Here is a 24,679-nt window from a genome sequence, read left to right on the forward strand (position 1 = left end):
AGATTGCCTGTCCGCCCCAAAATGGTACTCGATTATCTGCGCTACCAGAAAAACCCTACGCCGACGCGCTGTCGCGAGCCGCCTGGCATGTAGGAGTCTGACGCAGCGTAAGCGGCTTGTCCCCCGCCTCGGCCGACGTGGTCAGCGTATACGTGATCGTCGTCGTCTCGCCAGCATGCAGGTCAACGGTGCCCGAATAGAAGGGGATTCCATGCCACGTGGCGGCGCCAAGACCAAACTGGGTGCCCTCGACGGTCAGATCAGTAATGTTGCCGCCCGTCGGGGCAAACAACGAGACATTCAGACGCTCGTCGTCACGCGCGGCATCGGGTGCGCTCGCCGCAACGTAGTCGGGCAGCTTGCCAGCCTCCTCCTGCGTCATGATGTTCGTCAGGGTAACGGTGATGCGATAGGAGCACGTGCCGTCACCGTTCTTGATGCCCTGGCCAATCTGCGTATCGGCGTTCAGGTACCAGTCGAGCTTGGAGAAGCTCAGGTTGTTAAAGTAAACGCCGGCAACAGGATCGGCACTCGGGTCATCCGGATCGGGCAGCGAAGCGTCAATGCCCGTCTCTTTGATGGCATTCTGCTCATCATCGTTTCTCATCCACGCGATCAGACGGCCCTCTTCGGCACCGCGCTCAACGGCGCTGACAAGCTTCGTAACATCGACATCGCCGATACCGCCAAGGATCTTGTCGAAGGCAGCGCTGGCGACGGATGCAAAGATGCCGTCCGACTCCTCGACCGGATAGTTCCAGTACACATCGTGCATGAGGACCTTTGCGGCGTTGGTGCCGTCGACAACCGTTCCGTCGGGCAGCGAGACATTACCGACCAGGCCCAGCAGATACTGCAGGAACACCGGGTCGATACCGATGACGCCATCAACGTCCTGTCCATACTGGGACTTCCACAGCGCGGCGACACGCTGCGAGTTGCGGGGCCAATCAGGCGAATAGGTATTGCCCGAGTTGTACAGGTTACTGTGGTTGCCGAACAGCGCCTCATCCTCTTCGTCGACGCTCTCGACTGCCTCATCCTCGCTGAGTCCAATGCGGGGAACAAACTCGCCAATCGACATCTGGCCGTCAGTGACCGAAATCAGGCCCTGCGAACCGCCAAAGCCGCCGCAAGCACGAATCTCGACGTTGTTCATGGCGTACATAAGGTAGTTGCGCGTCTGGCCGTTGGCGCCGAGCATCTGGGGGAGGACGGGGGCGACCTTCTCCGCCGCGTCAACCGCGCCGTTGAGGGTGGCAAAGCCGTCCTTGGCCTTATCGACCAGCTCGGTCACCTGGGAAATATGAGTATCGCCAATGCCCTGGATCTTCTCGTTGGCGCTCTTGAACACCTTCGAGCTGCTGGAAAGCGAATCGGCGACCGCCTGCAGCGCGGACACGTTAATCATGCCGTCCTGGAACAGTTTGCCGGGCGTAGCCTGCGAAAGGTTATCGGCCATGGGAACCAGCGCATTGCTCGAGACATCGGACAGGGCGTCAATCATGGTGCGGGCCGCATTGATATCGCCGCCATACACCGGGATAAACGAAGCCGCCGTCCACAGCGGGCTCGAAGTCTCCGCCTTCATGCTGTCGCAGAGCTCATCGATCTTCTTCGCGTCGTCAGGCAGCGTCGAAAAATCGCCCGACGTGACCTTGTCCTTAAGGCCACCGACGATCTCGACAGCCTCCTTCGCTTCGCTCTTTACGGTCTTTGCCGAGTTAAGCAGCATAAAGCCGCTTGCGCCAAGCGCAACGAGAAGCACCGCGACTACAGCGGCAATAATGGCGCCGGTGTGACGCTTTTTGCGCTCGCCCTTGCGATGGCGATGACGGACCAGACCGTCAGAGGTCGAACTCGACGAAGCGTCGCTACCGTAGTTCAAGCCAAAATCGTAATAATCTTCCTTGGAACCCGAGCCCGCAAACTCGGCACCGCTATCATCCAGGCGGGCGAACGTGCCAGTCTCGGAGGCGCCGGTGTAGATCGTGCCAAGGTTACCCGTAAGCCCCGCGCCACCGGCAGAGGGAGTATTGTTGTCGGCCTTGCCGGCATTAACGTTGCCGGCGGCATTCGCGGCGTTGGCAGCACCTGCGTTGTTCGCAGGTACCGAAGGAGCCCCGCTCGGCTGCGACGCGGAGGTTGCACCGCCCGCAAAGACATTCCCTCTTGCACGGCCGGTCTTTTTTGCCTTTTGAGACTGCTCGTACAGAGCGGTAAACATCGCCGTCTCGCCCGGGGACACGCGCTTACCGGAGCCGCCCTGTCCAGCGTCGCCCGGCGTGCCGGCCTTACCAGCCCCGTTCGGACGCGGCGGAACTGCAGGACGGCCGCTATCGCTGCCCTTAAAGTGATTACCAGCCATAAAGAAATCCTCGCAATTGAGTCGCAATGAAAAAGTCCATAACGTTACTAGTTTATGGCATTTTGAGCATCGACAGCTAAACTCCAGACACGGACATCAATTGGCGAAAATGCGGCACAACACCTTTTCTGTCTTGGCAGCGGCGTCAACTACACCGTGAGGAACATCATCACGATGATCATGGCAAAGCCGATAAGGTCGGTCGGCAAAAACACCGTGCCCAGCATAACGGCGCTGGTGATGGTCGCCGAAACCGGCTCCACAGTTCCGATGAGGCTCGCACGCACCGAGCCGATGTCCTTAACGCCCTGCATATAGAGCATGTAAGCAAAAAACGAGCCGATAACCACGAACACCGCGAGCGCCTCGATACCGGCGGCATCGAGCGCCGGCATATGCGCCCAGGGCTGCACGAAGACACATGAGACCACGCCCGCCGTGAGCATTGCCGAGCCCGTGACGATGGGGCTACCGTATTCGGGCAGGATCTTGGCGGGGATCACCGCCATACAGGCGGCGCTAACCGCACACATAAGGCCTGCGACTAGGCCAAGCGGCGATATGCTCAGACTGGTAGGGTCGCCGCCGGTAGCGATTAAAAAGGTGCCGCCCAGGGCCAACCCAATGCCAACGGCCTCACGCACGCGAGGCATGCGATGGTCGATCACGCAGGTGTAGCCCATAATGATGACCAGCTGCAGGCACTGAAGCACCGTCGCCGTTCCGGCATTGGTCAGGCGCACGGCCGAAAGATAACAAAACTGATTAAAGAGCAGGCCAAAGGCAGTAAAGAGCAGCAACTGCTTGCGGTCGGCAGGCGTGGTCCACAGCTTGACCAGGCGCGCACGATCGCGCGTGACGACCACGACCATAAACAGCAGACCGGCGAGAATCTGACGCACGCTCATGAGCCACAGGGTATCGACGTGGTAGGTATCGAACAAAAAACTCGCGCTAGTGCCCGAGAAGCCCCAAAACGAACCGCCCGCCAGCGTGGCCAAGACGCCCGTGATCAACTTGCGCGTCGAAGCGCTGTTCAGGCGATTGCGCCATGCACGGCGGGTGCTGCGGCTGAGCTCGTCGGTGCCCTCGGGCACATCAATGTTCGATATATCGGTCATCGGCACCGAAGCCCCCGCGCCTTCGACCTGCTCGACACACTCTTTGCTCATTCCACTCCCCCGAAACAGTCTGGAAGCAATTCGGCTTACCTTACCACGGCGAAGGCACCAGCCGGAGGCTTGTCCGCTTATCGGTAGGACAATTCCGCAGGCGTCTTTCCATAGCTCGATACCGCAATGGCCTTGCATTATGCGACAGCCAAATCGCGGCAGCAGGCTCTTTTGAAATGGATATGACAAAGCCCCCGAATTCCACAATGTAAGCGATTTTTAAAAATGTTCTTGCCACCGAGTTCAGGCTCCGTTATATTATCCCTTGCGCACTTGCGCACCCTTGATCGGGCGTTTAGCTCAGGGGGAGAGCGCTTCCCTGACACGGAAGAGGTCAGAAGTTCAAATCTTCTAACGCCCACCAAATGTTCGCAGCTCAGAGGCTATGTTCTCTGGGCTGTTTTGTTTTATGTCGCCAAATCCGCTGGCAGCCCCAACCGTCATCGCAACGTAACATCAATTCACCTGACAAATGGCTGCCAAACAAATTCAATACCCCAACATCAACAATAGCCAGGCACAAAACTGCGCCGCAAGCTGCTCCAACCGCCCAACTGGCCAAAAGCCGACCATCTACTTGCCGATCTATCCATCGGCATAACCAATCAGTCCGCACCGCAACTTCTCAGCAAAACGCCGCGATGTCTGCGCCCTGCGGTATCCTTGAGCCACTTGCACCTGCAGCACCAAGGAGCCGCCATGCGCACCGAGCTCGATGTCCCCTTTTCGCACAAAGAAGAAGCCAAGGCGCTGGGCGCCAAATGGGACCGGACCAAGAAGATCTGGTATGTACCCAGCGGCGTCAACCCCGAGCCCTTTGCCGAGTGGCTGCCCGGTGTTGACCGATCCGACCCCTCTGCGCCGTATATATTTCTAGTACTGGGCAAGCGCGAGTGCTGGAAGTGTCACAAAGAGACCTCGGTCGCGGCCTTTGGCATTCCCTATCGAACCGATAACGACGAGAGCATCGCCATCGCGCACGCGCCCAACGAAGCCGGGCACATTGCCATCGACACGGCCAACGCCAACGCACTCGCCATCGTGCCCGCTCTTGGCTGCGTGCCGGGCGAGATCCGCGACTACCTTCATAAGCGTTGCGGCTACAAGCCCGTAGGCGCGCGAGCCTCCAAAGCCCCGTCGCTCGGCAACACGTGCACCAGTTGCGACGCGCTGCAAGGCAGCCGCCATCTGTTCGAGGAGCCCTCGTCCCCGTTTGCCCTCACTGCCATCAACAAGCTGCCGGCACTGGAGTTTGTGCGTGTCGAAGTTGTCGGCGTCTTTGGCGTCCCGGCCACGCGCACCAATTTTGACCAGGCGCTCTTTACCTGGGCACGCGACCATCACGCCGAGTTCCACAAGCAGCTCGGTGAGGGGATTTATTTGTAGGGACGGAGAGGCCTTCACAGTCAGCTCCTCCGCATCACCTATCCCTCGTCGCCGGCGTCGTACACGATATCGAGGCCACAAACGGGGCATTTCTCCGGACACACCGGCATATGAACGCCTGTCCGTTTTCTCACTTCGTCGCTGAGCCTGTCGCACGCATCGATGAACCGAATGTCGAGACACGGTATTTGTGAGCCGCAGCAAGGGCAAGCGACGACAAACGACCCGCAATCAACCTCTACGCTCGGAAACATATTGTTGTCTATAAGGGCACACGGCAGTTTTCCGTACTTCCCCATCGCAATATCGCCTCGCCAGCTCATACACGCTCCCCTCTCGCTATACAAATCAGAAAGAGCATGCACCGGCGGGCGTGCGCGAGATTGCATCGCCACGCGATCCGATCAAACAACACGATCGTCAAAGAATGCCAAAACCAAATAGGCTAATACGGCAGAAGCCCCGCCTTTTCACGCTTCTTTTCCGAGCGATCGAACTCAATGCGATGGGCCTCAAGAAACACCGTATTGGGTCGCCACTGATGCTCATTCGGCTGCCTTAGCGTCGTACCCGCAAAGGAAGCGTAGTCGGTCTTATCCAACAGGTACGATCCACACAGCCGATATTCACCGCAAACAGGCTCAAACGAAATCAGATGAGCATCGAATAAAGCATGTAAGTCGCGCCGAAGCAGAATGCCGTTGCTGGCAACCTGCGATTTGGGTCCCGAGTAATTCTCGATATGCGCAGCCTCCAGAGCTTCGCTGACGCCGCAGTCCGACACCGCGCAACGGCCGTCATAGGCGGCAACGAGCTGCTTGCGGAACCATTGTTGCCCCAATCGCTCGCGCCTTAACGCATAGCGGACCTTTTCGTCGTCGGTCGCACCCTGTCCGGCAAACTCAATATCGACGGGCATGCGCTTCAGATAACTCATGTCGGGCACAAAACGAGGGTCCGGTCCGCCTTTATGAACAGGACCGTGCAGAATAAACCATCCGTTTTCGGGCTCGAACCGCTCAACAAACGCAAGGCCGAGCACCTTATAGCCCACCTCGGTTGCGAATATGACTCCGACTGGGACGCCACATTCCATGCAGTTGAGCATTTTACGGTTGTAATTCTGGTCTCGAAAACCAACGGTACCCGGCGCTTGAACCGAGTACTTAATGACCCACGTACCATCGTCCAAATAGAGCGGAGGCACATCGGTGTAGAAGCTCTTTTTAGAGTTATGGACCGAGAGCGCAAAGATCTTATTGGGGTCTTGCTTCACCCGATCCTGGCCCGGCCAGAAGATCCCTGAATCCCGCGTTACGGGAAAGAAGTCCGAGCCAATTCTCAAACGATACTGATACTGAGGGCTATCTTCCTTGGTGTGGTGCGGAAGGCTGGTCCAAACGCCGCCGCGCTGTTCCTCACCCAGAAACCACTCCCATGCCTCAACGTATTCGGAAGGCACGAGACTGCAGGCGCGGTCATAGCTTGGTCCATCCATCAACGGAACAGCAAGGTCAATGTCGTTCATCGCCAGCACCTACAACCATACGAACGCGAGTCATGCCCCTCAATAATATGGCCGGAAGTCAATTATTACGAGATCTCATTCCGCGATCGGCACATCGTTGATGCTCTCGGTTTGCCGCTGGCGCGCTTGTACCCCGCTACCCCACTTCCCTGTATACTGATGTAGCACGTGTTTCATCCGGGCTTGTTGGGCCGGGTCGTTCATGGGAGGGTCTTATGGCTGCTTCGAATCCGCCTAAGGGGAGCGTTTCTTCTTCGTCCATCAAGCCGGTTACGCGCAAGGCCGTGCGCTGCCAGCGCGAGGTCGCCTGGCTTATCACGCAGGCAGCGGGCAGGCTTGTGGCGACCACCCAGGACGTCAATGCGCCTACGCCGAGCTTTGTGTTAGCGGCGGCGCTGGATTTTGTGCGCCAATTGGAGCTTGCCGCACAGGATACCAGCGGCCACCTCGACTACCAGAATGTTATGGCGCCCGACCTGCAAACGTTCTGCCACATGGCCAAGTTGCCCGCCGCGCCCAATGCGCTTTCGGACGCAGGCTACATGTTTACGCTTTCGGGCGCGGACCTTATCCGCGATATCTACGCATACCGCAGCGAGCTCGCCGAACGCAGCGTCTTTGGCACGGCTGAAGTCAAACCGGGATATGTCATCAAGCTGGTTCTTAGGCTGTTCTTGATGGACGGGTTCGGGGCCATGCCGGCGTAAGCCGAGTCTTTAGCATCACCGTCGACTGGGCAACAACCGCTTTACCTTAGTGGGCGCCAATCGAGGGTCGATTATTGGGTCGCCTCGTCCACTAACGCATTTATTCCACGCGCTCTGACAGTCGATACTTGCGGTTGCGGCTCGTCGCCGGCGCCGTGGGCTCAAGCTCGCCTTGAGCAATGAGCGCGTTGACGCGCGACCTTACCTGGGAAATTGTAAGCCCCGTACGTTCTGCCAGCTCACGCGTCCCCAGCTCGCCGTAGTGTTTGAGTGCCGTCACAATTAAGCCCCCGCCATGATCGACCGGCTCGATCTTTGAACGGTAAAGTACGACCTTGAACCGATCGAACCCCGGGCAGAACAGGGGCTCGGCCAGACCATGCGCGCGCATGGCATCGATCATCATCGGGATGCCCGAGCCATTGCCCTCAGCCGGCGAACCTGCGCCATCCGGCAGCGGGACAATCGACATGAGCTTCACAAGCGTCGCGTTACGGCATCGGGAGCTGCCGTCAAACAAGTTCTCGCGAGTCTTTCCCCCGTAAAGGCCGCCAGGATTCGTCACCTCGACACGATCGTCAAAGACGTCGACGGCAATCGATTGTCCACAGAACCGATCCCCGTATTCTCGATGGATTACGGCGTTGGCGATTGCCTCGCGCAGAACCTCCTCGGGAATCTCAAGCGAGTCGACACGCGAGACGCCTTGGACGGTCGAGGTTCGCCGCAAATTCTTGGCGACGGCCACGACAGCATCCGAGATCATCTCGCCCGACGTTCCCTCACAGATTGTGCGGTCCATGAACCTCAACGAACCCGCGGCGCCCTTCTGCGTTCCGGCATGGACCGCCACATCGATAAAGAGCTTGGGATAAAACTGCTGAGGGTAGGTGCCCGCAGCCAGGAGCCCGGCCTTAGTCACATTACCCTGGGAGTCGAGGAAACTCAGGCGCTCCAGCTTTGTTTTCTTGTCCGTCGCGCCGCGCATAGCTCGGGGCGTCAGCGAGAAAGCACGCTCTATCGTGCGGTCGACCAGCGTCTCGTCGAGATTGTCCGCGCCCGCACCCGCCACCGCGTCGCGATCGCTCGGAGTCGCTCGACCGTATGACGCCAATGCGAGCACCTCGGTCGATGAAAGCGGCACATCTTTGTCATCGATGCGCTTGTAGCTGCCGCCCTGGGCGCCCCGCTCTATGACATAACAAGGCTTGCTCGACGGGTCGAGCTCCTCAATCGTGATGACCAGAACCACGGTGCCCTGGAGCTCCACGCGCTCAATGGTGTATTTGGGCGGATTGGCCAGCTTTCCGCGACCGCCGGCATCGCCCATGCCCGCCACGAATTGGTTGAGCACTTTCTCGGTCTCAAAGTTTGCAACTGGGACAAAACCCGCGCGCTCGCTCACTCCGAGTACGATGATGCCGCCGGCGGTGTTTGCGAAAGCGCTGACCGTTTCCCATACGTCGCGGGAAAGCGTTGTGGCGCTCTCCTTGACCTCGACGTTAAGATCGTCCGAGCCCATGCGCCTTAAAGACTCGAGCAGACCGGTCAGCTCGTTTTCGTTCATCTGCACGTCCTTTCGCTCGGTTCTGCGAAGAATGCCGCGAATGGATTTCCTTCGTCTCTCAGTTATCTCTCGTAATTATCTCTCATCTTTCTGTTATCTCTCATATTAGAGATGAGTGAGAGATAAAAGATAAGATGTCTGCCATCTGTTTCATATAAACATGTTTTTGCTGGTAGAACAATCTGTATTGAGATAATACCATGATTGCTTGTCTCTTTGCTGCTCAGTTATCTCTCATATTTATCTCTCGTCTTTCTGTTATCTCTCGTATTCGTGACGAATGAGAGATGAGAGATGTGCGGGCGGCGGATGAGCGTGGATTTTGGACGGTCGGGAAATGAGGGTGGATATTTGGACGGTATTTGGGCGTTTTGAGGCTGATTCCGTCCGAAAATCCACTCTCGTTCGATAGGTATCCGGAAATCCTCGCTCGTCCGTCCGAATATCCACTCTCGTTTGGCGAGTGTCCAATTTTCCACGCTCGTGCGGCGGGCACGCGGGACCTATGCCCAATCCGGCTGCATCGTCTCCAGTTCGCCGCAGGGTCGCGGCCCCATATGGGTATACTCTCGAGGATTCGACTCGATTCGCCCCCGCTGGGGCGTCAAAGGAGACTGCATATGCCCACCACCTCAACCGACCCGCGCGCCGCAGCCGCTACACTGCTGGTGCCCGGCACTACCTGCCACGGCTTTGCCGTCGAGCGCCGCGAGACCGTGCCCGAGCTCGACTCGGACGCTTACGTGCTGCGACACACTGCCTCGGGCGCTCGCCTGCTGTACCTGGCATGCGACGACGAAAACAAGGCCTTTGCCATTGGCTTTAAGACGCCGCCGGCCGATTCCACCGGCGTGTTCCATATTCTTGAGCACTCGGTGCTGTGCGGATCGGCTAAGTTCCCCGTCAAGGAGCCGTTTGTCGATCTGATCAAGAGCTCCATGCAGACGTTTCTCAACGCCATGACCTACCCCGACAAGACCATCTACCCCGTTGCCACCACCAACGAGCAGGACCTATACAACCTGATGGACGTGTACCTGGACGCGGTGTTCAACCCAGCCATCTATACCAAACCCACCATTTTTGAGCAGGAGGGCTGGCACTACGAACTGGACCTGCCGGAGGGCGACGGCGACAGCAGCGCCGCGAGCCTGCACGAGGGCACGCTGCGTTATAACGGCGTGGTGTTCAACGAGATGAAGGGCGCGCTGTCCGACCCCATGAGCGTGCTGGACGATGCCGTCAACGCCGCGCTCTATCCCGACACCGCCTATGCGCACGAGAGCGGCGGCGACCCGCGCGCGATTCCCGCGCTCACCTACGAGCAGTTCCTGGACACGCACGCGCGACACTACAATCCCTCCAACTCCTACATCACGCTCTACGGCGACCTGGACGTGGACCGCGCACTGGCCTTTTTGGACGAGCGCTATCTGTCGCAGCCGAGTGCCGCGAGCCGCCGCATGGACGCTGCCGTTGCCGCCGGCGAGGACCCGTCCACGCTGGCGCCCAATCCGTTGGACGCGCAGGCGCCCGTGACCTGCGAGTACAAGCGCATCGAGATGGCCACCACACCCGAGAACGCCCTGGTGGGCCTGGGCCTTGTGCTGGGCAGCGCGCTCGACCGCAAGCGCACGATCGCGGCGGATATCCTGTTCGAGGCGCTGCTGGGCTCCAACGAAGCGCCGGTTAAGAAGGCCATTCTGGCCGCCGGCCTGGGCGGCAACGTGGTGAGCTACACCGCGGCCGAGAGCCTGCAGCCCTACGAGCTCATCATGCTGCAAAACGCACAGCCCGGTGTGGCGCGCGAGCTGCGTCGCGTGTTCCAGGACGCCTGCCGCGACCTGTGCGAGCACGGAGTTCCGCGCGAGCGTCTGGAAGCCATCATCAGCAGCAACGAGTACGACCTGCGCCAGCGTGACTATGGCATCGCCGACGGCGTGGCCATTGCGTGCGACGCGCTGAGCACCTGGCTCTACGATGACGACGCCGCGACGCTGGCGCTCAAGTACGGCCCGGTGTACGAGGAGCTGCGTAGCGAGCTGGACGGCAGCTATTTTGAGGACCTGCTGCGCGAGCTGGTGCTGGAAAACGACCACATGGCACTGGTCGAGCTGGTGCCGGTGGACGCCGCCGAGGGTTCGGAGGGTGCCGAGGCCGCCGAGCTGGCAGCCAAGCGCGATGCCATGACCGATGCCGAGCTGACCGACGTGGTCGAGCGCACGGCCGCGCTGCGTGCCGCGCAGGAGGCGGAAGACACACCCGAGGCCAAGGCCACGCTGCCGCGCCTGCGCGTGTCCGACATTGGCGAGGCGCGCCCCGAGCCGCCACTGGTCGTGGACACGACCGCGCCCATCCCCTGCCTGCGCCACGGCATCCCCACCAACCGTCTGGCCTACGCCATGCAGTATTTCGACCTGAGCTGCGTCGCGTTTGAGGACCTGCCCTATGTGACACTGCTCTGCCGGCTGCTCAAACAGCTGCCCACGAGCGAGCACTCGGCCGAGGACCTCGACAACGTGCTCGCCGGCAAGCTGGGCTTTTTGAGCTTTACGACCGAGGTCATGACCCAGCCCGACGTGGACGGCGTGCGCCCCTATCTGCTGGTGAGCGCCGGCGCCCTGTCCGAGAAGATCGATGCGCTGGCGAGCCTACCGCGCGAGGTGTGGTCGAGCACATTGCTGGCGGACGCCGATGCCGACCGCGTGCGCGACGTGCTCACGCAGATTCGTATTGGGCTTGAGCAGGGCTTTATCAACAACGGCCACTCGGCGGCGCTCGGTCGCGCGATGAGCTACAGCTCGCCTTCGGCCGTGGTGCGTGAGCAGCTCTCGGGCGTAGACTTCTACCTGTTCCTGCGCGATTTGCTCGACCACTTTGACGAGCGCCTGGACGGCCTGCGTGCCAAGCTTGCCGAGCTGGCAGGCCGCATCTTTGTGGCCGACGGCTGCCTGGCGAGCTTTACCGGCAGCGATGAGGACTTTAACGCGTACTGGGCCGCCGCGGGCGACTTGGGACTGGGAGCTGGCGACGGCGCCGATGCCGGCCGCGACGCGCTCGTGGTGCCGACGCCGTGCGACCGCCACGAGGCTTTTGTCATCCCCAGCGACATCTGCTTTGCGGCAAGCGCGTGCGATCCGCGTCGCCTGGGCATTGACGTGACGGGCGCCTGGGCGGTTGCCGCCAACGCGCTCTCCTACGACTACCTGTGGAACGAGATCCGCGTGAAGGGTGGTGCGTACGGCTGCGGATTCCGCGCGGCCGGCGAGCGTCAGGCGGCGTTCTACACCTACCGCGACCCGGCAATCGACCCCTCGATTGAGCGTGTGGCGCGCGCAGGCGAATGGCTCGGCAGCTTTGAGCCCGACGAGGCCGCCTTTGAGGGCTTTATTGTGAGCTGCGTGAGCGGCATGGACGCGCCGGTGAAGCCGTACGCGCTCACCAAGCGCCGCAACACGACCTACCTGGCCGGGCTCAATCCGCATGCGCGCGAGGAGCGTCGCGCCCAGATGCTCGCCGCCACGCCCGGTGAGCTGCGCTCGCTCGGCGCCGACGTGACGCGCATCGCAGCCGAGTCGCCCACCTGCGTCTTTGGCGGCCGAAACGTCATCGCCAAGAGCAACGCCGGCTTTAACGTAGTCGACCTGCTGGGCTAAGGCACGGCAATCAAAACCACCACAAAGGAGACAGCACCTTCGTGGTGGTTTTGCCGTCTTTATCGCGTTTGCCCAGATAAAGCCTGCCAAAATAAACCTGTCCCTTTTTGGTAGGTTTGGGAGAGAGGGCCGGGATGGACAAGGCTGAGTTGCGGCGGGCGGTGATTGCTCGGCGCGATGCTCTTGATTTGGACTTGCAGGCGGCGAAGTCTGCTGATATCTGTGCGCGGCTGGTTGAGCTGCTGGGCCGCTCGGATGCCGCGGCGCCGCGCACCGTTGCCGTCTACGCCGCGATGGGTTCCGAGGCAGACCCTGCCGCGTTTGCCGCTGCGGCCGCCAAACGCGGCTGGCGCGTGGCCTATCCGTGCATGCTCTCGGCAATTGATGCCGCAGCTTGTGGCCAGCGCATGTGCATGCGAGCAGTTGCCGCCGACGATGCGTCCGCGGCTCCGTTTATCGCCCACCCCGCGAGGGCCTTCGCGGCCACGGACATCGACAGCGACCGCTTCCCCATCGTGCCTGCCGAAGCACTCGACATGATTGTTGTGCCGCTCGTGGCCTTCGATCAAACCGGCGCGCGCCTGGGCTACGGCGGCGGCTGCTATGACCGCTACCTGCCCATGCTCTCGCCCGTATGTCAAATCGTCGGCATCGCCTTCGACGAACAACGCATCAACCACGTCCCCACCGATGCCCACGACCTGCCGCTACCCAACATCATCAGCGCCTAACCGCCGTCACATCAGCCACGGCCACAGTCGCAGCCTAGTGCTCCTCGCCGGCGCGGGCCAGGTCGTAGGGCGTGGTCTGGTAGACGTAGTAGTTGAGCCAGTTGGTGTAGAACAGCTGAGCCTGGCTGCGCCAGACGTTACGCGGCTCGGCGGTGGGGTCGTCATTCGGGAAGTAATGCGCCGGCACCTCCGGGTTGAGTCCGCGCTTCACGTCGCGCTCGTACTCCAAGCGCAACGTGTCGGTATCGTACTCGGGATGGCCAAAGACAAAGAAGCGACGGCTGTCGGTCGACTTGACGATGTACAGGCCCACCTCGTCGGACACGGCCACGACCTCAAGCTGCGGCTCGGCCTCCACGTCCTCGCGGCGCACATCGGTGTTGCGCGAATGCACGGCATAGAAACGGTCGTCAAAGCCGCGGACCAGCGGGCTTTGCGGCTTCACCAGATAATGCTCGAACACGCCACTCGCCTTTGCCGGCAGGTCGTACTTCTGGATACCGTAATGATGGTAGAGCCCCGCCTGCGCGCCCCAACAAATGTGCAGCGTAGAGTGCACGTGCGTGGTGGACCAATCCATGATCTGGCAGAGCTCGGGCCAGTAGTCGACCTCTTCGAACGGCATCTGCTCCACCGGCGCGCCCGTGATGATCAGGCCGTCGTAGTGGATGTCGCGGATGTCGTCGAACGTGCGGTAGAACGTCTCCAGGTGGCCGGCGCTCACGTGCGTGGCCTCGTGCGTTTTGGTACGCAGCAGATCCACCTCCACCTGCAGCGGCGTGTTGGAGAGCTTGCGCATGATCTGCGTCTCGGTGGCGATCTTGGTGGGCATGAGGTTGAGGATGAGCACGCGCAGCGGACGAATGTCCTGGTGCAGCGCGCGGTACTCGGTCATGACAAAGATGTTCTCGCTCTCGAGCTGCGCGGCGGCAGGGAGGGCGTCGGGGATGCGAATGGGCATGGATGCTCCTTACGAGTCAGTTGCAACTATGGTACAACGACCGGCTCCATCCGCGCGAGCACATCGCCCAGCGATGCCGTCAGCAGCCCAAATCACTCCAAAAGTAGAGATTAAGGCATGTCCAAAAATCTACGGCGCTTTAGCCTAGCAAAGTGGCAGCAGGACGATACAATGGTTCGACGCGAAAAACTCGGCCGAAAGGATACGTATATGTACCAGACGCGTAAGATCGGTGTGGTCGGCCAGGGCCACGTAGGAGCACATGTCGCCAACAGCCTGCTCATGCAGGGCATTGCCGATGAGCTGTACCTGTGCGATATCAACGAGGCCAAGGTGACGTCCGAGGTCCAGGACCTGCGCGACTCCCTTTCGTTTGTCCCGTACAACACCAAGATCGTCAACTGCTATGACCACTACGAGGAGCTAGCCTGCTGCGACGTCATCGTCAACGCCGCCGGCAAGGTCGCGCTGGCCGCCGGCAACCGCGACGGCGAGCTGTTCTTTACCACCGACGCCGCCCGCACCTTTGCCAAGCGCATCGTCGACGCCGGCTTTGACGGCATCTTCGTGAGCATCTCCAACCCCTGCGACGTCGTGTGCACCGAGCTGTGGCATCTGACCGGCTACGATCCCAAGAAGATTATCGGCTCGGGCTGCGGCCTGGACTCTGCCCGCCTGCGTACCGAGATCTCCAAGAAGGTCGGCGTGAGCCCCAAGTCCATCGACGCCTACATGATCGGCGAGCACGGCTTTAGCCAGCTGGCAGCCTTTAAGGCCGCAACCATCGCCGGCAAGAGCCTTAACGAACTTCAGGCCGAGAACCCCGACAAGTATGCCTTCGACCACATGGAGGTCGAGGAGCTCGCACGCAAGGGCGGCTATGTGACCTACCAGGGCAAGCAGTGCACCGAGTACGCCGTCGCCAACTCCGCCGCGCGCGTCTGCGCCGCCGTGCTGCACAACGAGCACGCCGTGCTTTCGGCATCCACGCTCATGACCGGCCAGTATGGCGAGGAGGGTATCTTTACCTCCCTGCCGTGCGTGATCGGCGCCGAGGGCGTCGAGGAGGTCTACACGCTGGACCTTTCCGAGCACGAGCTCGAGGGCTTCCACAAGAGCTGCCAGCACATCCGCGACAACATCGCCCAGCTCGATTGGTGGGATACCGAGGCCTACGACGCCAAGTAAGCCGCTGGCTGCCGCAACCTTGCGAATCTATGCGCGATACTAAGCGGGCCGCGCCGGAAACCCACCGGCGCGGCCCGCTTTTTACGCACGCTGTTCGCTTGCGAATCGAAGGTGAATGCTTTTCCCGTTACCTAGTACCGCTCGATGCCCATGTAGCGACGAATCTCAGGGCTGTGGTCGAACACCTTTCCGCGGGCGGCGCGCAGCTCGCAGCTCATGTTGTAGAAGAATATCGGCTCCAGGAACGAACGCACGTTGGCAGGCACCTCGCCCACGCCGTACTCAAGCGCGTCGAGCACCATAATCGTATCGGTGTGCGTGTTGAGGAACGCAAGAGCGCGCTCCTCCATGGGGCGGCACTCGCCCGCGCCAAGCTGCACAAAGTAGAACACGCCGGGCTCGGTAGCCTCGAAAGGACCGTGGAAATACTCGCCGGAGTGGATGTAGCAGCAGTGCTGCCACTGCATCTCCATAAGCGAGCAAATCGCCATGGCGTAGGTCTGGCTAAAGTTGGGGCCGGAGCCCAGGATGTAGAAGAACTTGTGCTGCTGGCAGAGCTCGGCAAAACGGGCGCCCAGCTCGGCGTTGACCTTCTCGCGGGCGGCGGGCAGCAGCGCATCCATCTGCTTTAGGCCCTCGTACATGTCGGCGAGTGCCTCGTAGCCTTCCTGCTGGTCGAGCAGCTCGGCGGCGATCAGAGCGCCGATGCCCTGAGGCACCTCGGCCTGCGGCACGCCCTCGCCCCAGGGGTAGACCCAGGTGGTCCACTTGCCGTTGTCGATCTTGGAGCCCTCGCAGTCGGTGAGGGCAACGACCTCGGCACCGGCCGCCAGCGCCATCTCGCAGCCGTCGACGACCTCTTGCGTGTTGCCGCTGTGGCTGCAGGCAATAACGAGCGACTTCGGCCCTAGGCTCTTGGGGGCCATCAGGCAAAACTCGCGTGCCGTGTAGACCGTCGAGGTAAACGTGGTGGCCTCGCGCTTGAGCAGCTCGTTGGCCGGCATCAGGTCAATCATCGAACCGCCGCAAGCGATCCAAAAGACGTTCTCAATCTTGCCCTTGCGCTCGATGATTTCCTGAACCAGATCATGTGCGTTCATCCTGGTTTTCCTCCTTGTGTGGCGGTTTTGAACGACGACAGCTCGTACCTGCGGTCGTTCTATGTTGTCCTATTTATAGCACGCACGACGACGCTCGTGAAGTCATTTCACCAAACTTGTTCTATGTTGTTCTATCTATGGACGTTAGATGTCGAAGACGTAGCGCGAGCCCACGATCTTTTGGCGTCCGAGCAGCAAGGGCCGCTCGTCCGCATCGGTAAAGTACGCCTCCATATAGAAGAGCGGCTCGCCGACCGGCACCTCCAACAGCGGGGCCGCCTGAGCATCGGCAAGCGCAATCTCCACGGTGCAAGGGTCGGACTTGAGCGGCGCGCGGCCCGAATGCTCGGCAACGAGCGCAAAGATCGAGTTATCGGTGAGGTCCTTATCGGCAAGTGTCTGCAGATAGGGATGGTCAGCCAGCACAAAGGCGTTGTTCTCGAGCATGACGGGGATGCCGTCGGCCGTGCGCACGCGCTCGACCACGATAAGCTCGCAGCCGGGCTCTACGCCAAAGAACGCCGCGTCCTCGCGCGTCGCCGCAACCACCGTGCGCGATACCAGGCGCGCACCCGGCACCATGTCGTTGGCAGCGCAACCCTCGGAAAAGCTCTGAACGTCACCCTTCTGGACAATCTTGCGCTTGAGCTTGGGCGCGCACACGAACGTGCCCCTCCCCTGCTGGCGGTTGAGATACCCCGCGCGCGACAGCTCCTCGATGGCGCGGCGCACGGTGATGCGTCCCACGCCGTAGTACTTCGCGAGCTCCATCTCGGAAGGAATGCGCGAGCCGGATGCGTACACGCCACGCGCGATCTCGCCCTTTAGGTCGTCCATAACCTGCTGGTACAGCGGCACAGCGGACACCTCAGTGCGCTCGGTTTTATCATCGGATGCCATCGTTATGCTCCATTCCGTGCATGCTCGGACTCAAACTCTTCAATCGCCGCCATAAACTGCTCGCCAAAGGCGTCGGCCTTTTTCTCGCCGATGCCGTTGACCTGGATAAGCTCGTCGCGCGTCTGTGGGCGTAGGCGGCACAGGCCGCGCAGGGCCTTGTCGGAAAAGACCATGTACGGCGCCATCTCCAGCTCCGTCGAGATCTCCTTGCGGAGGGCACGCAGGCGCTCGAACAGCTCGGCATCGTCGCCAACACGCGGGCGCTGATCCAGCTCGGCCTCCTCGCGCAGCAGATCGACGGCGCGGCGGGCGCGGGCCGAGGCCTTGCGCTTGGACGCACGACGCTTAACGGTAAAGGCGAACGCCTCATCCTCGACCTCGACGGCACGCGGACCCAGCCCCACGACCGGGTACTGCCCCTGCGAGGTGGCCAGATAACCGCGGCCGCACAGCTGGCCGATGATGTCCTTGATGCGCCCGACCGATTCGCTCGACAGCTCACCGTAGCCGCGGTCCTCGTCCAGATGCATCTGGCGAATGCGCTCGGTGTTGCCGCCGTGGAGCACATCGGCGATGAGCGACTTGCCAAAGCGCATGGGACGCGTGGCCACATAGCGCACGGCAGCGCGGGCCATATCGGTGACGTCCTCGACCTCGAACTGCGTGAGGCAGTTGCTGCAGTTGCCGCAGCTCTCGACGTCGTCCGTGGCGGTGCCGCCCGTACTGGCCGCGGCATGCTCGGCCGCGGCCTCGTCGCCAAAGTAGCGCAGCATGTATTCGCGCAGGCAGCCGGTGGTATTGCAGTAGCCCTCCATCTGGCTGAGCAGACGATATCGATTCTGGAGCGCCCACGCGCGCTGCTCGTCGTCGAGCGCCTCATCGGCAGCATCGCCGCGGTCGATCAGAAAGCGGCGCATGCGAAAATCGTTGCCGTTCCACAGCAAGTAGCAGCTGGACGGGTCGCCATCGCGGCCGGCGCGGCCCGCCTCCTGGTAGTAGGCTTCGATGCTCTCGGGCACGTTGTTGTGGATCACGTAGCGCACGTTGGGCTTGTCGATGCCCATGCCAAAGGCGTTGGTGGCAACCATCACCTGGATATCGTCGTCGATAAAGGCGCGCTGGCTTTGGCGACGGGCGTCGTTGCCCATGCCGGCATGGTAGCGGCCAACGCGAATGCCGCTGGGGCCCAGCGCCTCGGCAAGCTCGCCCGCCAGCGCATCGACCGTCTTGCGGGTCGAGCAATACACGATACCGCTCTCGCCCGAATGCGCGATCACATAGTCGCGCACCCACGCGGTCTTGGCCTTGTCGCCCATCTCCTCGCAACCAAAGTAGAGGTTCTTGCGATCAAAACCCGTCACCACCGTCGCGGGGTTTTGCAGGCCGAGCATCTGCTGAATGTCCGCACGCACGCGCTCGGTCGCCGTGGCGGTAAACGCCGCCACGATCGGGCGCCGCGGCAACGAATCAATAAACTCGCGAATCTGCAGGTAAGCGGGGCGGAAATCCTGGCCCCATTGGCTCACGCAGTGGGCCTCGTCAATGGCCACGAGCGGCACGCCAATGCCGCCGTCCGCCGCAGCTTCCTGCGCAAAGGCCAAAAAACGCGGCTCGAGCAAGCGCTCGGGCGCCACGTACATAAGCTGGTAGCGGCCCTCGCGCGCCCGCTTGAGCACGGTGTTTTGCTGGGCCGGAGTAAGGCTGGAGTTGAGATAGCTGGGTCGCGCACCCGCCGCGAGCAACGCACGGGTCTGGTCCTCCATAAGCGACAGCAGCGGACTCACCACAAAGGTGATGCCGGGCAGCATGAGCGCGGGCACCTGGTAGCAAATGGACTTGCCGGCGCCCGTGGGCATAACACCCAGCGCATCACGACCGGCAAGGATCGCATCGACCATGCGGTCCTGTCCCGGGCGAAACGAGGTGTAGCCAAAATAGGCGCCGAGCGTGTCGAGCGCCATCTGCTGCATGCTATCGGTCATGGTTTCCTAACGTTCAAGTCATCTGCCGCCGATTATACGCCGCCACGCGGACAGCAGCACACGGCCGCCGCCCAGACTAGTCGTTTAAGAACGCCCCCAACGGCTAAGGAGTGTCCCCAGGTGCCGGCAGAAAAGGAACGTCCCCAAGTGCCGGCCCGGCAACGCCGATGTTTTGGCGCGGACAGCGAAAGCCCGCCAGAGCGAGCAAGGTGCCTTGAAACGAGGCAGCATTGACCTTCTGGTCTGCCGCCGAAGTTGAAAGGCAGATTGCCGCTCTGGCGGGCTTGCAGCGTCGAGCCGTTACGCGGTTTGGTAAAACCGCGTAACTTACATGACCATAACGTAGCGCGATCCCACGTAGTACTGCTTACCCATCAGGACCGGCTCGCCATTGGGGCCGGTAAAGCCGGCACGCAGATTGAGCAGCGGATCGTGCGGAGCAATGCCCAGCTCGGCCGCCTGCTCGGCGTTAGCTCGAACGGCCTCGACCGTACGGTAGCCAACCGAGACAATCGGGATTCCGCCAACACGCTCGACCTCGGCAAAAATCGACTTGTCCTCAAGATCGGCCGTCAACAGCTCGCGGTAGGCATCAAATGGCACAAAGATGTTCTCCTCAAAGATGGGCTCGCCGTCGGCCGTACGCACGCGCTTGATATGCAGCAGCAGCGCATCCTTCTGCAGGCCAAAGAACTCCATCTCGTTTTGGCGCGCCGGAACGATCTGGCGATCGATCACGTGCGCACCGGCCTTCATGCCGTTGCCGGCACACAGCGCGGTAAACGTCTGCAGCGTCGAAGCATGGAACTGGCGGTTGATGTGCGGCGTGGAGACAAAGGTGCCACGGCCCTGCTGCTTAACCAGGTAGCCATCGGAGCACAGCTCCTCGACGGCGCGGCGCACCGTAATGCGGCTCACATCGTACTGCTCGGCTAGCTCAAGCTCGGACGGAATACGCTCCTTGGGTGCATAAACACCTTTCTCGATCGCATCCTTAATTTCGTCGTAAATCTGCTGGTAAAGCGGTGCATTTTTGGGTGCAGGCATATCTAATCACTCTTATCGAAATATCGAAATAACTAATACGTATATAACGTCTAGTTTCATATTACCTCATAATGATAAAACGATACACCCTCCCTACCAAAAAGCGACAGCTTCATTTTGGTAGGTTTTATCTGGGCAAACGAGAGCCTCTCGAAAGCAACGGGGCTTTCGGGGGGCTCGTTCGGATGGGTTGCGCAGGACCGGCAAAATGCCAATACCCTACTTGCCGTCGTCCTGCTGCAGGCTGTCCTGTTCGCTGAGGCGCGCCTGCCTGCTGACCATGCGTGCGGGCTTGTCGGGATCGGGAACGGCCGTGGGCATGGGCTCGTCGACATGACCACCCCACCAGCCGCCCACAAAGTTGAGCGTGTGGAACACGTTGATCACGGCGCCGGAATCAACGTCGCACACCAGCTTGATAATGTCCTGACTCTCGTAGGTCGAGACAACGGTGTTCAGCAGGTACATCTTTTCGCGGCTATATCCGCCGACGACCTCGGCGCAGCTAATGCCGTGCTGAAAATGGTTTACGTAGGCAGTCATGACCTCGTCTGCCTTACGCGTCGTGATCTGCAGCGTCACGCGATCGTAGCGACGATAGAAACTGTCGATAGTCTTGGTCGAAATAAACTGGAACACGATGGAATACGCCGCCTTGTCCCAGCCAAACATAAAGCCAAAGATCGCCAGGATAAAGCAGTTGAAACCAAAGATGACGCCCCAGATGGTCTTGCCCGTGTGGTTGGAAACCCACAGCGCGATAAAGTCGGTGCCGCCGGTGGATGCGCCGGATTTAAGCGCGATGGCAGCGCCCAGACCCGAGACCACGCCGCCAAAAATGATGAGCATGATCTTGTCGCCCAAAAATGGAGCGAAGTGAAAGACGTTGAGGAACAGCGACGAGAGCACGACCTGCATCATCGAGAAGATGACGAAGCGCTTGCTAATGCCGCTCCAGCATAGGAGCGCCACGGGGATGTTGAGCGCGAGCATACCGAGCGAAATGTCGATGTGAACGCCGCCCAGCGAGGTAACGCGATCGAGCAGGACCGCAACGCCGGTGAGGCCGCTCGGAAGCAAGTCGGCGGGCTGAATGAACGCCTGGATCAGGAATGTCTGGAGAACGGCGGAAATCGTGACCGCCACGGCAGTAATAGCGCGGCGGACGATGGTGAGGCGGCCGAGTACGAGCACTCGGTCCGTGAGCTGATCGATGGCGTTCGCCACGCAGGCTCCTTTCGAAGGCAGATGTAGTTGTGGGGTATGTCCGCGATTGTAGCATGGAGCGTGCGGGGGCGCTTCAATTCACCCTCTCTCGACAACCAAAGCGGGACCAGCAACCCCACGACCAAAGGCCCAAATTACAAGTGAGTAGACTTTACGCGACCTGCAGAGCACACCCAAAACCGCCACCCCTGTGACCTGCGGTTTTACTAGAGCAGATGCGCTTTGTGCTCGTCTTGCACCAAAAAGTCTACTCACTTAGTCCGAATCGAAGCCAAACGGATCCAAATAGATGACAAATTAAGCCAATCCGCAGCAAAAGACGCGTGAATCAGTGCTTCTCGCGGCGGATTGACGCTACAAAGCGGCCAAAATGTCGGTCAGATTATCGATAACGGCATCGGCTCGCGATTGATCGAGGTTGACGCCCTCGTGCGGACGCAGTGCCAGGACGCGGGCACCGGAGCGCTTGCCGGCCTCGATGCCCAAAGGCGAGTCCTCGATAACCAGGCACTCGGCAGGCTCTACACCCAGCGCCTCCATGGCACGCAGGTAGATCTCGGGGTCGGGCTTGAACGCACTGCACTCGTGACCGCTGATGGTGTAGTCCAGCACGTCGGCGATGCCGGCAATCTCCACCAGTTCGTCAATGAGCTCGCGATAGGACGAGCTCGCGATGGCACACTTCACGCCGCGCTCGTGCAGCTTGCGCATCACCGGCTCCGTCTGCTCGTTGAGAAGCTCGGAATACGGAACGGGATGGTCCGGGCTGTAGACCTGCTTGTACTCCACGCGCAGGCGCTCGCGCAGCTCAACATCGTCGGGCACCAGCGCCTCCCAAATGGCCGGCTCGTTAGACCCCGAAAGATCGGGAATCTCGTCAAAGTGGAACCCCTTCTCCTCCATAAACGCCACGCGACGACGGTTGTAGAACCACTCGGTATCGACCAGCACGCCGTCCATGTCAAACAGCACTGCTTTGATCATACGCATCTCCTCCCACCTGCCAAAAAGGGACAGGTTTATTTTGGTAGGTTTTATCTGGGGTTTTGTGGCGCGACGGATACGCCCTCCCCAGAGCAAAAAAGGGGACGGGGCGCAAACCCCATCCCCTCTCAATCAACCCGTAAGGTCTACTTACTTGTGATTAGTAGGAAAGCTTCCACATGTAGCGACGCATGGTCAGCGGGTGCTGACGGGCCTCGGCGATCTGGTTGCCGTACTCGCGCATAACGGCGAGGTGCAGCAGCGGGTTGAAGTAGGTGATGACGCTCGCGGGCACGGCGTCAGCCAGGCCGTAGTCCTTGGAGTCGATCAGAGCGACCTTGGCGCCCATGCGCTCAAGGAAGGTGAGGGCGCGGGCGTCCATCGGACGGGTGGCGCCATCGGACATGAAGAAGACGTAGGGCTTACCCTCGGTGGAAACCTCGAACGGGCCGTGGAAGTACTCGCCGGTGTTGTAGGCGGCGGCGTCGATCCACTGCATCTCGGTGAACAGGAAGGCGGCGTGAGAATAAGCCATCTTCTCGGAGGCACCGGAAGCCATGAAGTAGATCATCTTGTCGTCCTTGAAGTCCTCGGCGAACTTCTTGGCGAGCTTCTTGCAGTGCTGAGCGGCGTTCTCGCAGAGATCGAAGATGTTGGTGAGGCCGGTGATCATGTCCTCGTAGTGGTCATAACCCTCGGTCTGCTGAAGGATCTCGAGAGCAAGAGCGATGGCGTAGCCGGGCTTCTCGCACTTGGCAGCGTAGTTGGCGTGGAAGCCGTGGACGATGACGTGGTCGGCGTCGACGGTCAGAGCAGAGCCAGCCTTGTTGGTGAGAGAGACGACCGGGCAGTTGTGCTTCTTGGCGGTCTTGTTGGCCTCGACGGTCTCGGGCGTGGAGCCACCGAGGGAGCAGGTGATCACGAAGGTGTGCTCGTTGACCCAGGAGGGCGTGTCGTAGTTGAACTCGTTAGCAGTGAAGATCTGAACGTTCAGCTTGTCCGTGTTGTTGGCCAGGAAGTACTTGGCGGGGTACAGGTCGGACATGGAAGCGCCGCAGCCGACGAAGGCGACGCTGTGGATCTCGTGGTTGGACAGGACGTCAGCGACGATCTGCTTAGGGAGGTTAAGGTCGATCTCGTACATCTGACACATTCCTTTCGATTTTTGCGGCGCCACATTGCCGGGCGCACGCAGGGTTACCGTGATTTGGACCGAGTCGCCGGCCCGTTGAGGATGTGACAAAGGGACTGCCCTTTGTCACGTATAGGGATGGAAGCCTGCCTGGGGTATGGGATGCCAGGCAGGCCCCCGGGGGAAAGCGGTTGGACGCTTGGTCGCGACTAGGCCAGGATGCCGGCCGCGGAGAGGGCGATGCCGCCCACGATGGCGATCACGAGAAGCCAACCGGTGTTGACGTTCTTCTTGATGAGCCAGTACATAAGGCCGGTGAGGCCAAGGGAGATCATCTGGGGCATCATGCCGTCCAGGATGTCCTGGATCACAACGGTGCCGTCAGCGAACTGCAGCGGGGTGGTGGCGCCGATCAGCGTGGCGATCATGCCGCCCACGGACATAAGACCCACGATGCCGCAGACATACATGAGCTTCTCCATGAGGTCGCCGCCCTGAAGCTTGCTCAGGTACTCGTGGCCGCCCTGATAGCCCATCTTGGCTGCGAACCAAGTGATCAGCACAGCGGGGACGATGGAGATGAGCATGGCCAGGATCGGGCCCATGATGGAGCCCTGCTGAGCCAGCTGAACGCCCAGACCAAAGGCGATAACGCGGATGGTGCCCTGGAAGAAGGAGTCACCGATGCCGGAAAGCGGACCCATGAGGGAGGTCTTGACCGCGTTGATCGAATCGGGATCGAAGTTCTCGGGATCCTTGGCGTACTCCTCCTCCATGGAGGCGGCGAGGCCCAGGATGAAAGCGCTCGTCTGCGGGGTGCAGTTGTAGAACGCCATGTGACGGTGGTAAGCCTCTTTCTTGGCCTCGAGCTGCTTGGGGTCAGACTCGTCGGGATAGAGGCGGTCGAGCGTGGGAACCATGCCGTAGAGGAAGCCCATGTTCATCTGACGCTCGTAGTTCCAAGAGGCCTGGATGGCCCAGGAGCGCCAGAAGAACTGGCTGACCTTCTTGTTCAGGGACACGTCCTTGGTTGCGGTTGCCAT

The 24,679-nt window shown here is 60.6% G+C and carries 18 protein-coding genes and 1 tRNA gene; 6 read left to right on the forward strand and 13 right to left on the reverse strand.

The annotated features are described in order from the left end of the window. Nucleotides 1–55: 55 nt before the first annotated feature. Together AAAX77_RS05370 and AAAX77_RS05375 are read right to left on the reverse strand one after the other, a co-directional pair. Nucleotides 56–2,368 carry a DUF4012 domain-containing protein gene (locus tag AAAX77_RS05370; RefSeq protein ID WP_349105147.1) on the reverse strand — a complete coding sequence of 771 codons (2,313 nt, stop codon included), beginning with the start codon at nucleotides 2,366–2,368 and terminating at the stop codon, nucleotides 56–58. Nucleotides 2,369–2,517: 149 nt separating this feature from the next. Then, nucleotides 2,518–3,540 (reverse strand): EamA family transporter, encoded by a 1,023-nt coding sequence (locus tag AAAX77_RS05375; RefSeq protein ID WP_349105148.1) that lies wholly within the window; start codon nucleotides 3,538–3,540, stop codon nucleotides 2,518–2,520. Between the two features lie 289 nt (nucleotides 3,541–3,829). Between AAAX77_RS05375 and AAAX77_RS05380 the strand changes: the two genes are divergently transcribed. Together AAAX77_RS05380 and AAAX77_RS05385 are read left to right on the forward strand one after the other, a co-directional pair. After that, nucleotides 3,830–3,904 (forward strand) — tRNA-Val (locus AAAX77_RS05380). Nucleotides 3,905–4,239: 335 nt separating this feature from the next. Beyond that, on the forward strand, nucleotides 4,240–4,926 hold the full coding sequence (locus AAAX77_RS05385) for a DUF5710 domain-containing protein (RefSeq protein WP_349105150.1): 687 nt from the start codon (nucleotides 4,240–4,242) through the stop codon (nucleotides 4,924–4,926). Nucleotides 4,927–5,371: 445 nt separating this feature from the next. On the opposite strand, the gene AAAX77_RS05390 is transcribed toward AAAX77_RS05385, so the two are convergent. After that, nucleotides 5,372–6,454 (reverse strand): HNH endonuclease, encoded by a 1,083-nt coding sequence (locus AAAX77_RS05390; RefSeq protein WP_349105151.1) that lies wholly within the window; start codon nucleotides 6,452–6,454, stop codon nucleotides 5,372–5,374. A gap of 215 nt (nucleotides 6,455–6,669) precedes the next feature. Here AAAX77_RS05390 and AAAX77_RS05395 point away from each other — a divergent pair, with 215 nt between their 5' ends. Continuing rightward, nucleotides 6,670–7,161 (forward strand): hypothetical protein, encoded by a 492-nt coding sequence (locus tag AAAX77_RS05395; protein ID WP_349105152.1) that lies wholly within the window; start codon nucleotides 6,670–6,672, stop codon nucleotides 7,159–7,161. Nucleotides 7,162–7,261: 100 nt separating this feature from the next. Here AAAX77_RS05395 and AAAX77_RS05400 read toward each other — a convergent pair whose 3' ends face one another. Next, the gene (locus AAAX77_RS05400; RefSeq protein ID WP_349105153.1) at nucleotides 7,262–8,728 is read right to left on the reverse strand and encodes an ATP-binding protein; all 1,467 of its coding nucleotides are present in this window, start codon (nucleotides 8,726–8,728) and stop codon (nucleotides 7,262–7,264) included. 620 nt (nucleotides 8,729–9,348) lie between these two features. Here AAAX77_RS05400 and AAAX77_RS05405 point away from each other — a divergent pair. Beyond that, nucleotides 9,349–12,384 carry an insulinase family protein gene (locus AAAX77_RS05405; protein WP_349105154.1) on the forward strand — a complete coding sequence of 1,012 codons (3,036 nt, stop codon included), beginning with the start codon at nucleotides 9,349–9,351 and terminating at the stop codon, nucleotides 12,382–12,384. A 134-nt stretch (nucleotides 12,385–12,518) separates the two neighbouring features. Beyond that, nucleotides 12,519–13,115, forward strand: a complete 597-nt coding sequence (locus AAAX77_RS05410; RefSeq protein WP_349105156.1) for a 5-formyltetrahydrofolate cyclo-ligase — start codon at nucleotides 12,519–12,521, stop codon at nucleotides 13,113–13,115. A 34-nt stretch (nucleotides 13,116–13,149) separates the two neighbouring features. On the opposite strand, the gene metA is transcribed toward AAAX77_RS05410, so the two are convergent. Beyond that, complete coding sequence (gene metA / locus AAAX77_RS05415) at nucleotides 13,150–14,076, reverse strand: homoserine O-succinyltransferase (RefSeq protein WP_349105158.1); 927 nt, start codon at nucleotides 14,074–14,076, stop codon at nucleotides 13,150–13,152. A gap of 210 nt (nucleotides 14,077–14,286) precedes the next feature. On the opposite strand from metA, the gene AAAX77_RS05420 reads away from it, so the two are divergent. Continuing rightward, nucleotides 14,287–15,264 carry an L-lactate dehydrogenase gene (locus tag AAAX77_RS05420; RefSeq protein WP_117806029.1) on the forward strand — a complete coding sequence of 326 codons (978 nt, stop codon included), beginning with the start codon at nucleotides 14,287–14,289 and terminating at the stop codon, nucleotides 15,262–15,264. A gap of 131 nt (nucleotides 15,265–15,395) precedes the next feature. Here AAAX77_RS05420 and AAAX77_RS05425 read toward each other — a convergent pair whose 3' ends face one another. The 8 genes from AAAX77_RS05425 to AAAX77_RS05460 form a co-directional block, all read right to left on the reverse strand. Further along, entirely contained in the window at nucleotides 15,396–16,364 is a 969-nt protein-coding gene (locus AAAX77_RS05425) for an SIS domain-containing protein (protein WP_349105160.1), read from the reverse strand. A gap of 144 nt (nucleotides 16,365–16,508) precedes the next feature. Beyond that, on the reverse strand, nucleotides 16,509–17,264 hold the full coding sequence (locus AAAX77_RS05430) for a GntR family transcriptional regulator (protein WP_148332768.1): 756 nt from the start codon (nucleotides 17,262–17,264) through the stop codon (nucleotides 16,509–16,511). Between the two features lie 2 nt (nucleotides 17,265–17,266). Continuing rightward, on the reverse strand, nucleotides 17,267–19,246 hold the full coding sequence (locus tag AAAX77_RS05435; RefSeq protein ID WP_349105162.1) for an ATP-dependent DNA helicase RecQ: 1,980 nt from the start codon (nucleotides 19,244–19,246) through the stop codon (nucleotides 17,267–17,269). A gap of 327 nt (nucleotides 19,247–19,573) precedes the next feature. After that, a complete protein-coding gene (locus AAAX77_RS05440; protein ID WP_349105164.1) occupies nucleotides 19,574–20,293 on the reverse strand; it encodes a GntR family transcriptional regulator in 720 nt (239 codons plus the stop codon). A gap of 219 nt (nucleotides 20,294–20,512) precedes the next feature. Then, nucleotides 20,513–21,520: a YitT family protein gene (locus AAAX77_RS05445; RefSeq protein WP_349105166.1), complete on the reverse strand. Its 1,008-nt coding sequence runs from the start codon at nucleotides 21,518–21,520 to the stop codon at nucleotides 20,513–20,515. A 354-nt stretch (nucleotides 21,521–21,874) separates the two neighbouring features. Continuing rightward, on the reverse strand, nucleotides 21,875–22,504 hold the full coding sequence (locus AAAX77_RS05450; RefSeq protein ID WP_349105168.1) for an HAD family phosphatase: 630 nt from the start codon (nucleotides 22,502–22,504) through the stop codon (nucleotides 21,875–21,877). Nucleotides 22,505–22,664: 160 nt separating this feature from the next. Beyond that, complete coding sequence (locus tag AAAX77_RS05455; protein WP_226790479.1) at nucleotides 22,665–23,648, reverse strand: SIS domain-containing protein; 984 nt, start codon at nucleotides 23,646–23,648, stop codon at nucleotides 22,665–22,667. Between the two features lie 197 nt (nucleotides 23,649–23,845). After that, nucleotides 23,846–24,679 carry a PTS system mannose/fructose/sorbose family transporter subunit IID gene (locus tag AAAX77_RS05460; RefSeq protein ID WP_195568890.1) on the reverse strand — a complete coding sequence of 278 codons (834 nt, stop codon included), beginning with the start codon at nucleotides 24,677–24,679 and terminating at the stop codon, nucleotides 23,846–23,848.

Source organism: Collinsella sp. CLA-ER-H6, from assembly GCF_040092305.1.
In the GTDB taxonomy this organism is placed as follows: Bacteria; Actinomycetota; Coriobacteriia; order Coriobacteriales; family Coriobacteriaceae; genus Collinsella.

What these genes read in the sequence shown, in the direction of transcription:
- AAAX77_RS05370 (WP_349105147.1), bottom strand. Translation starts at nt 2,368, where the DNA reads ATGGCTGGTAATCACTTTAAGGGCAGCGATAGCGGCCGTCCTGCAGTT.
- AAAX77_RS05405 (WP_349105154.1), top strand. Translation starts at nt 9,349, where the DNA reads ATGCCCACCACCTCAACCGACCCGCGCGCCGCAGCCGCTACACTGCTG.
- AAAX77_RS05395 (WP_349105152.1), top strand. Translation starts at nt 6,670, where the DNA reads ATGGCTGCTTCGAATCCGCCTAAGGGGAGCGTTTCTTCTTCGTCCATC.
- AAAX77_RS05450 (WP_349105168.1), bottom strand. Translation starts at nt 22,504, where the DNA reads ATGATCAAAGCAGTGCTGTTTGACATGGACGGCGTGCTGGTCGATACC.
- AAAX77_RS05400 (WP_349105153.1), bottom strand. Translation starts at nt 8,728, where the DNA reads ATGAACGAAAACGAGCTGACCGGTCTGCTCGAGTCTTTAAGGCGCATG.
- AAAX77_RS05430 (WP_148332768.1), bottom strand. Translation starts at nt 17,264, where the DNA reads ATGGCATCCGATGATAAAACCGAGCGCACTGAGGTGTCCGCTGTGCCG.
- metA (WP_349105158.1), bottom strand. Translation starts at nt 14,076, where the DNA reads ATGCCCATTCGCATCCCCGACGCCCTCCCTGCCGCCGCGCAGCTCGAG.
- AAAX77_RS05385 (WP_349105150.1), top strand. Translation starts at nt 4,240, where the DNA reads ATGCGCACCGAGCTCGATGTCCCCTTTTCGCACAAAGAAGAAGCCAAG.
- AAAX77_RS05440 (WP_349105164.1), bottom strand. Translation starts at nt 20,293, where the DNA reads ATGCCTGCACCCAAAAATGCACCGCTTTACCAGCAGATTTACGACGAA.
- AAAX77_RS05375 (WP_349105148.1), bottom strand. Translation starts at nt 3,540, where the DNA reads ATGAGCAAAGAGTGTGTCGAGCAGGTCGAAGGCGCGGGGGCTTCGGTG.
- AAAX77_RS05420 (WP_117806029.1), top strand. Translation starts at nt 14,287, where the DNA reads ATGTACCAGACGCGTAAGATCGGTGTGGTCGGCCAGGGCCACGTAGGA.
- AAAX77_RS05460 (WP_195568890.1), bottom strand. Translation starts at nt 24,679, where the DNA reads ATGGCAACCGCAACCAAGGACGTGTCCCTGAACAAGAAGGTCAGCCAG.
- AAAX77_RS05390 (WP_349105151.1), bottom strand. Translation starts at nt 6,454, where the DNA reads ATGAACGACATTGACCTTGCTGTTCCGTTGATGGATGGACCAAGCTAT.
- AAAX77_RS05455 (WP_226790479.1), bottom strand. Translation starts at nt 23,648, where the DNA reads ATGTACGAGATCGACCTTAACCTCCCTAAGCAGATCGTCGCTGACGTC.
- AAAX77_RS05425 (WP_349105160.1), bottom strand. Translation starts at nt 16,364, where the DNA reads ATGAACGCACATGATCTGGTTCAGGAAATCATCGAGCGCAAGGGCAAG.
- AAAX77_RS05435 (WP_349105162.1), bottom strand. Translation starts at nt 19,246, where the DNA reads ATGACCGATAGCATGCAGCAGATGGCGCTCGACACGCTCGGCGCCTAT.
- AAAX77_RS05410 (WP_349105156.1), top strand. Translation starts at nt 12,519, where the DNA reads ATGGACAAGGCTGAGTTGCGGCGGGCGGTGATTGCTCGGCGCGATGCT.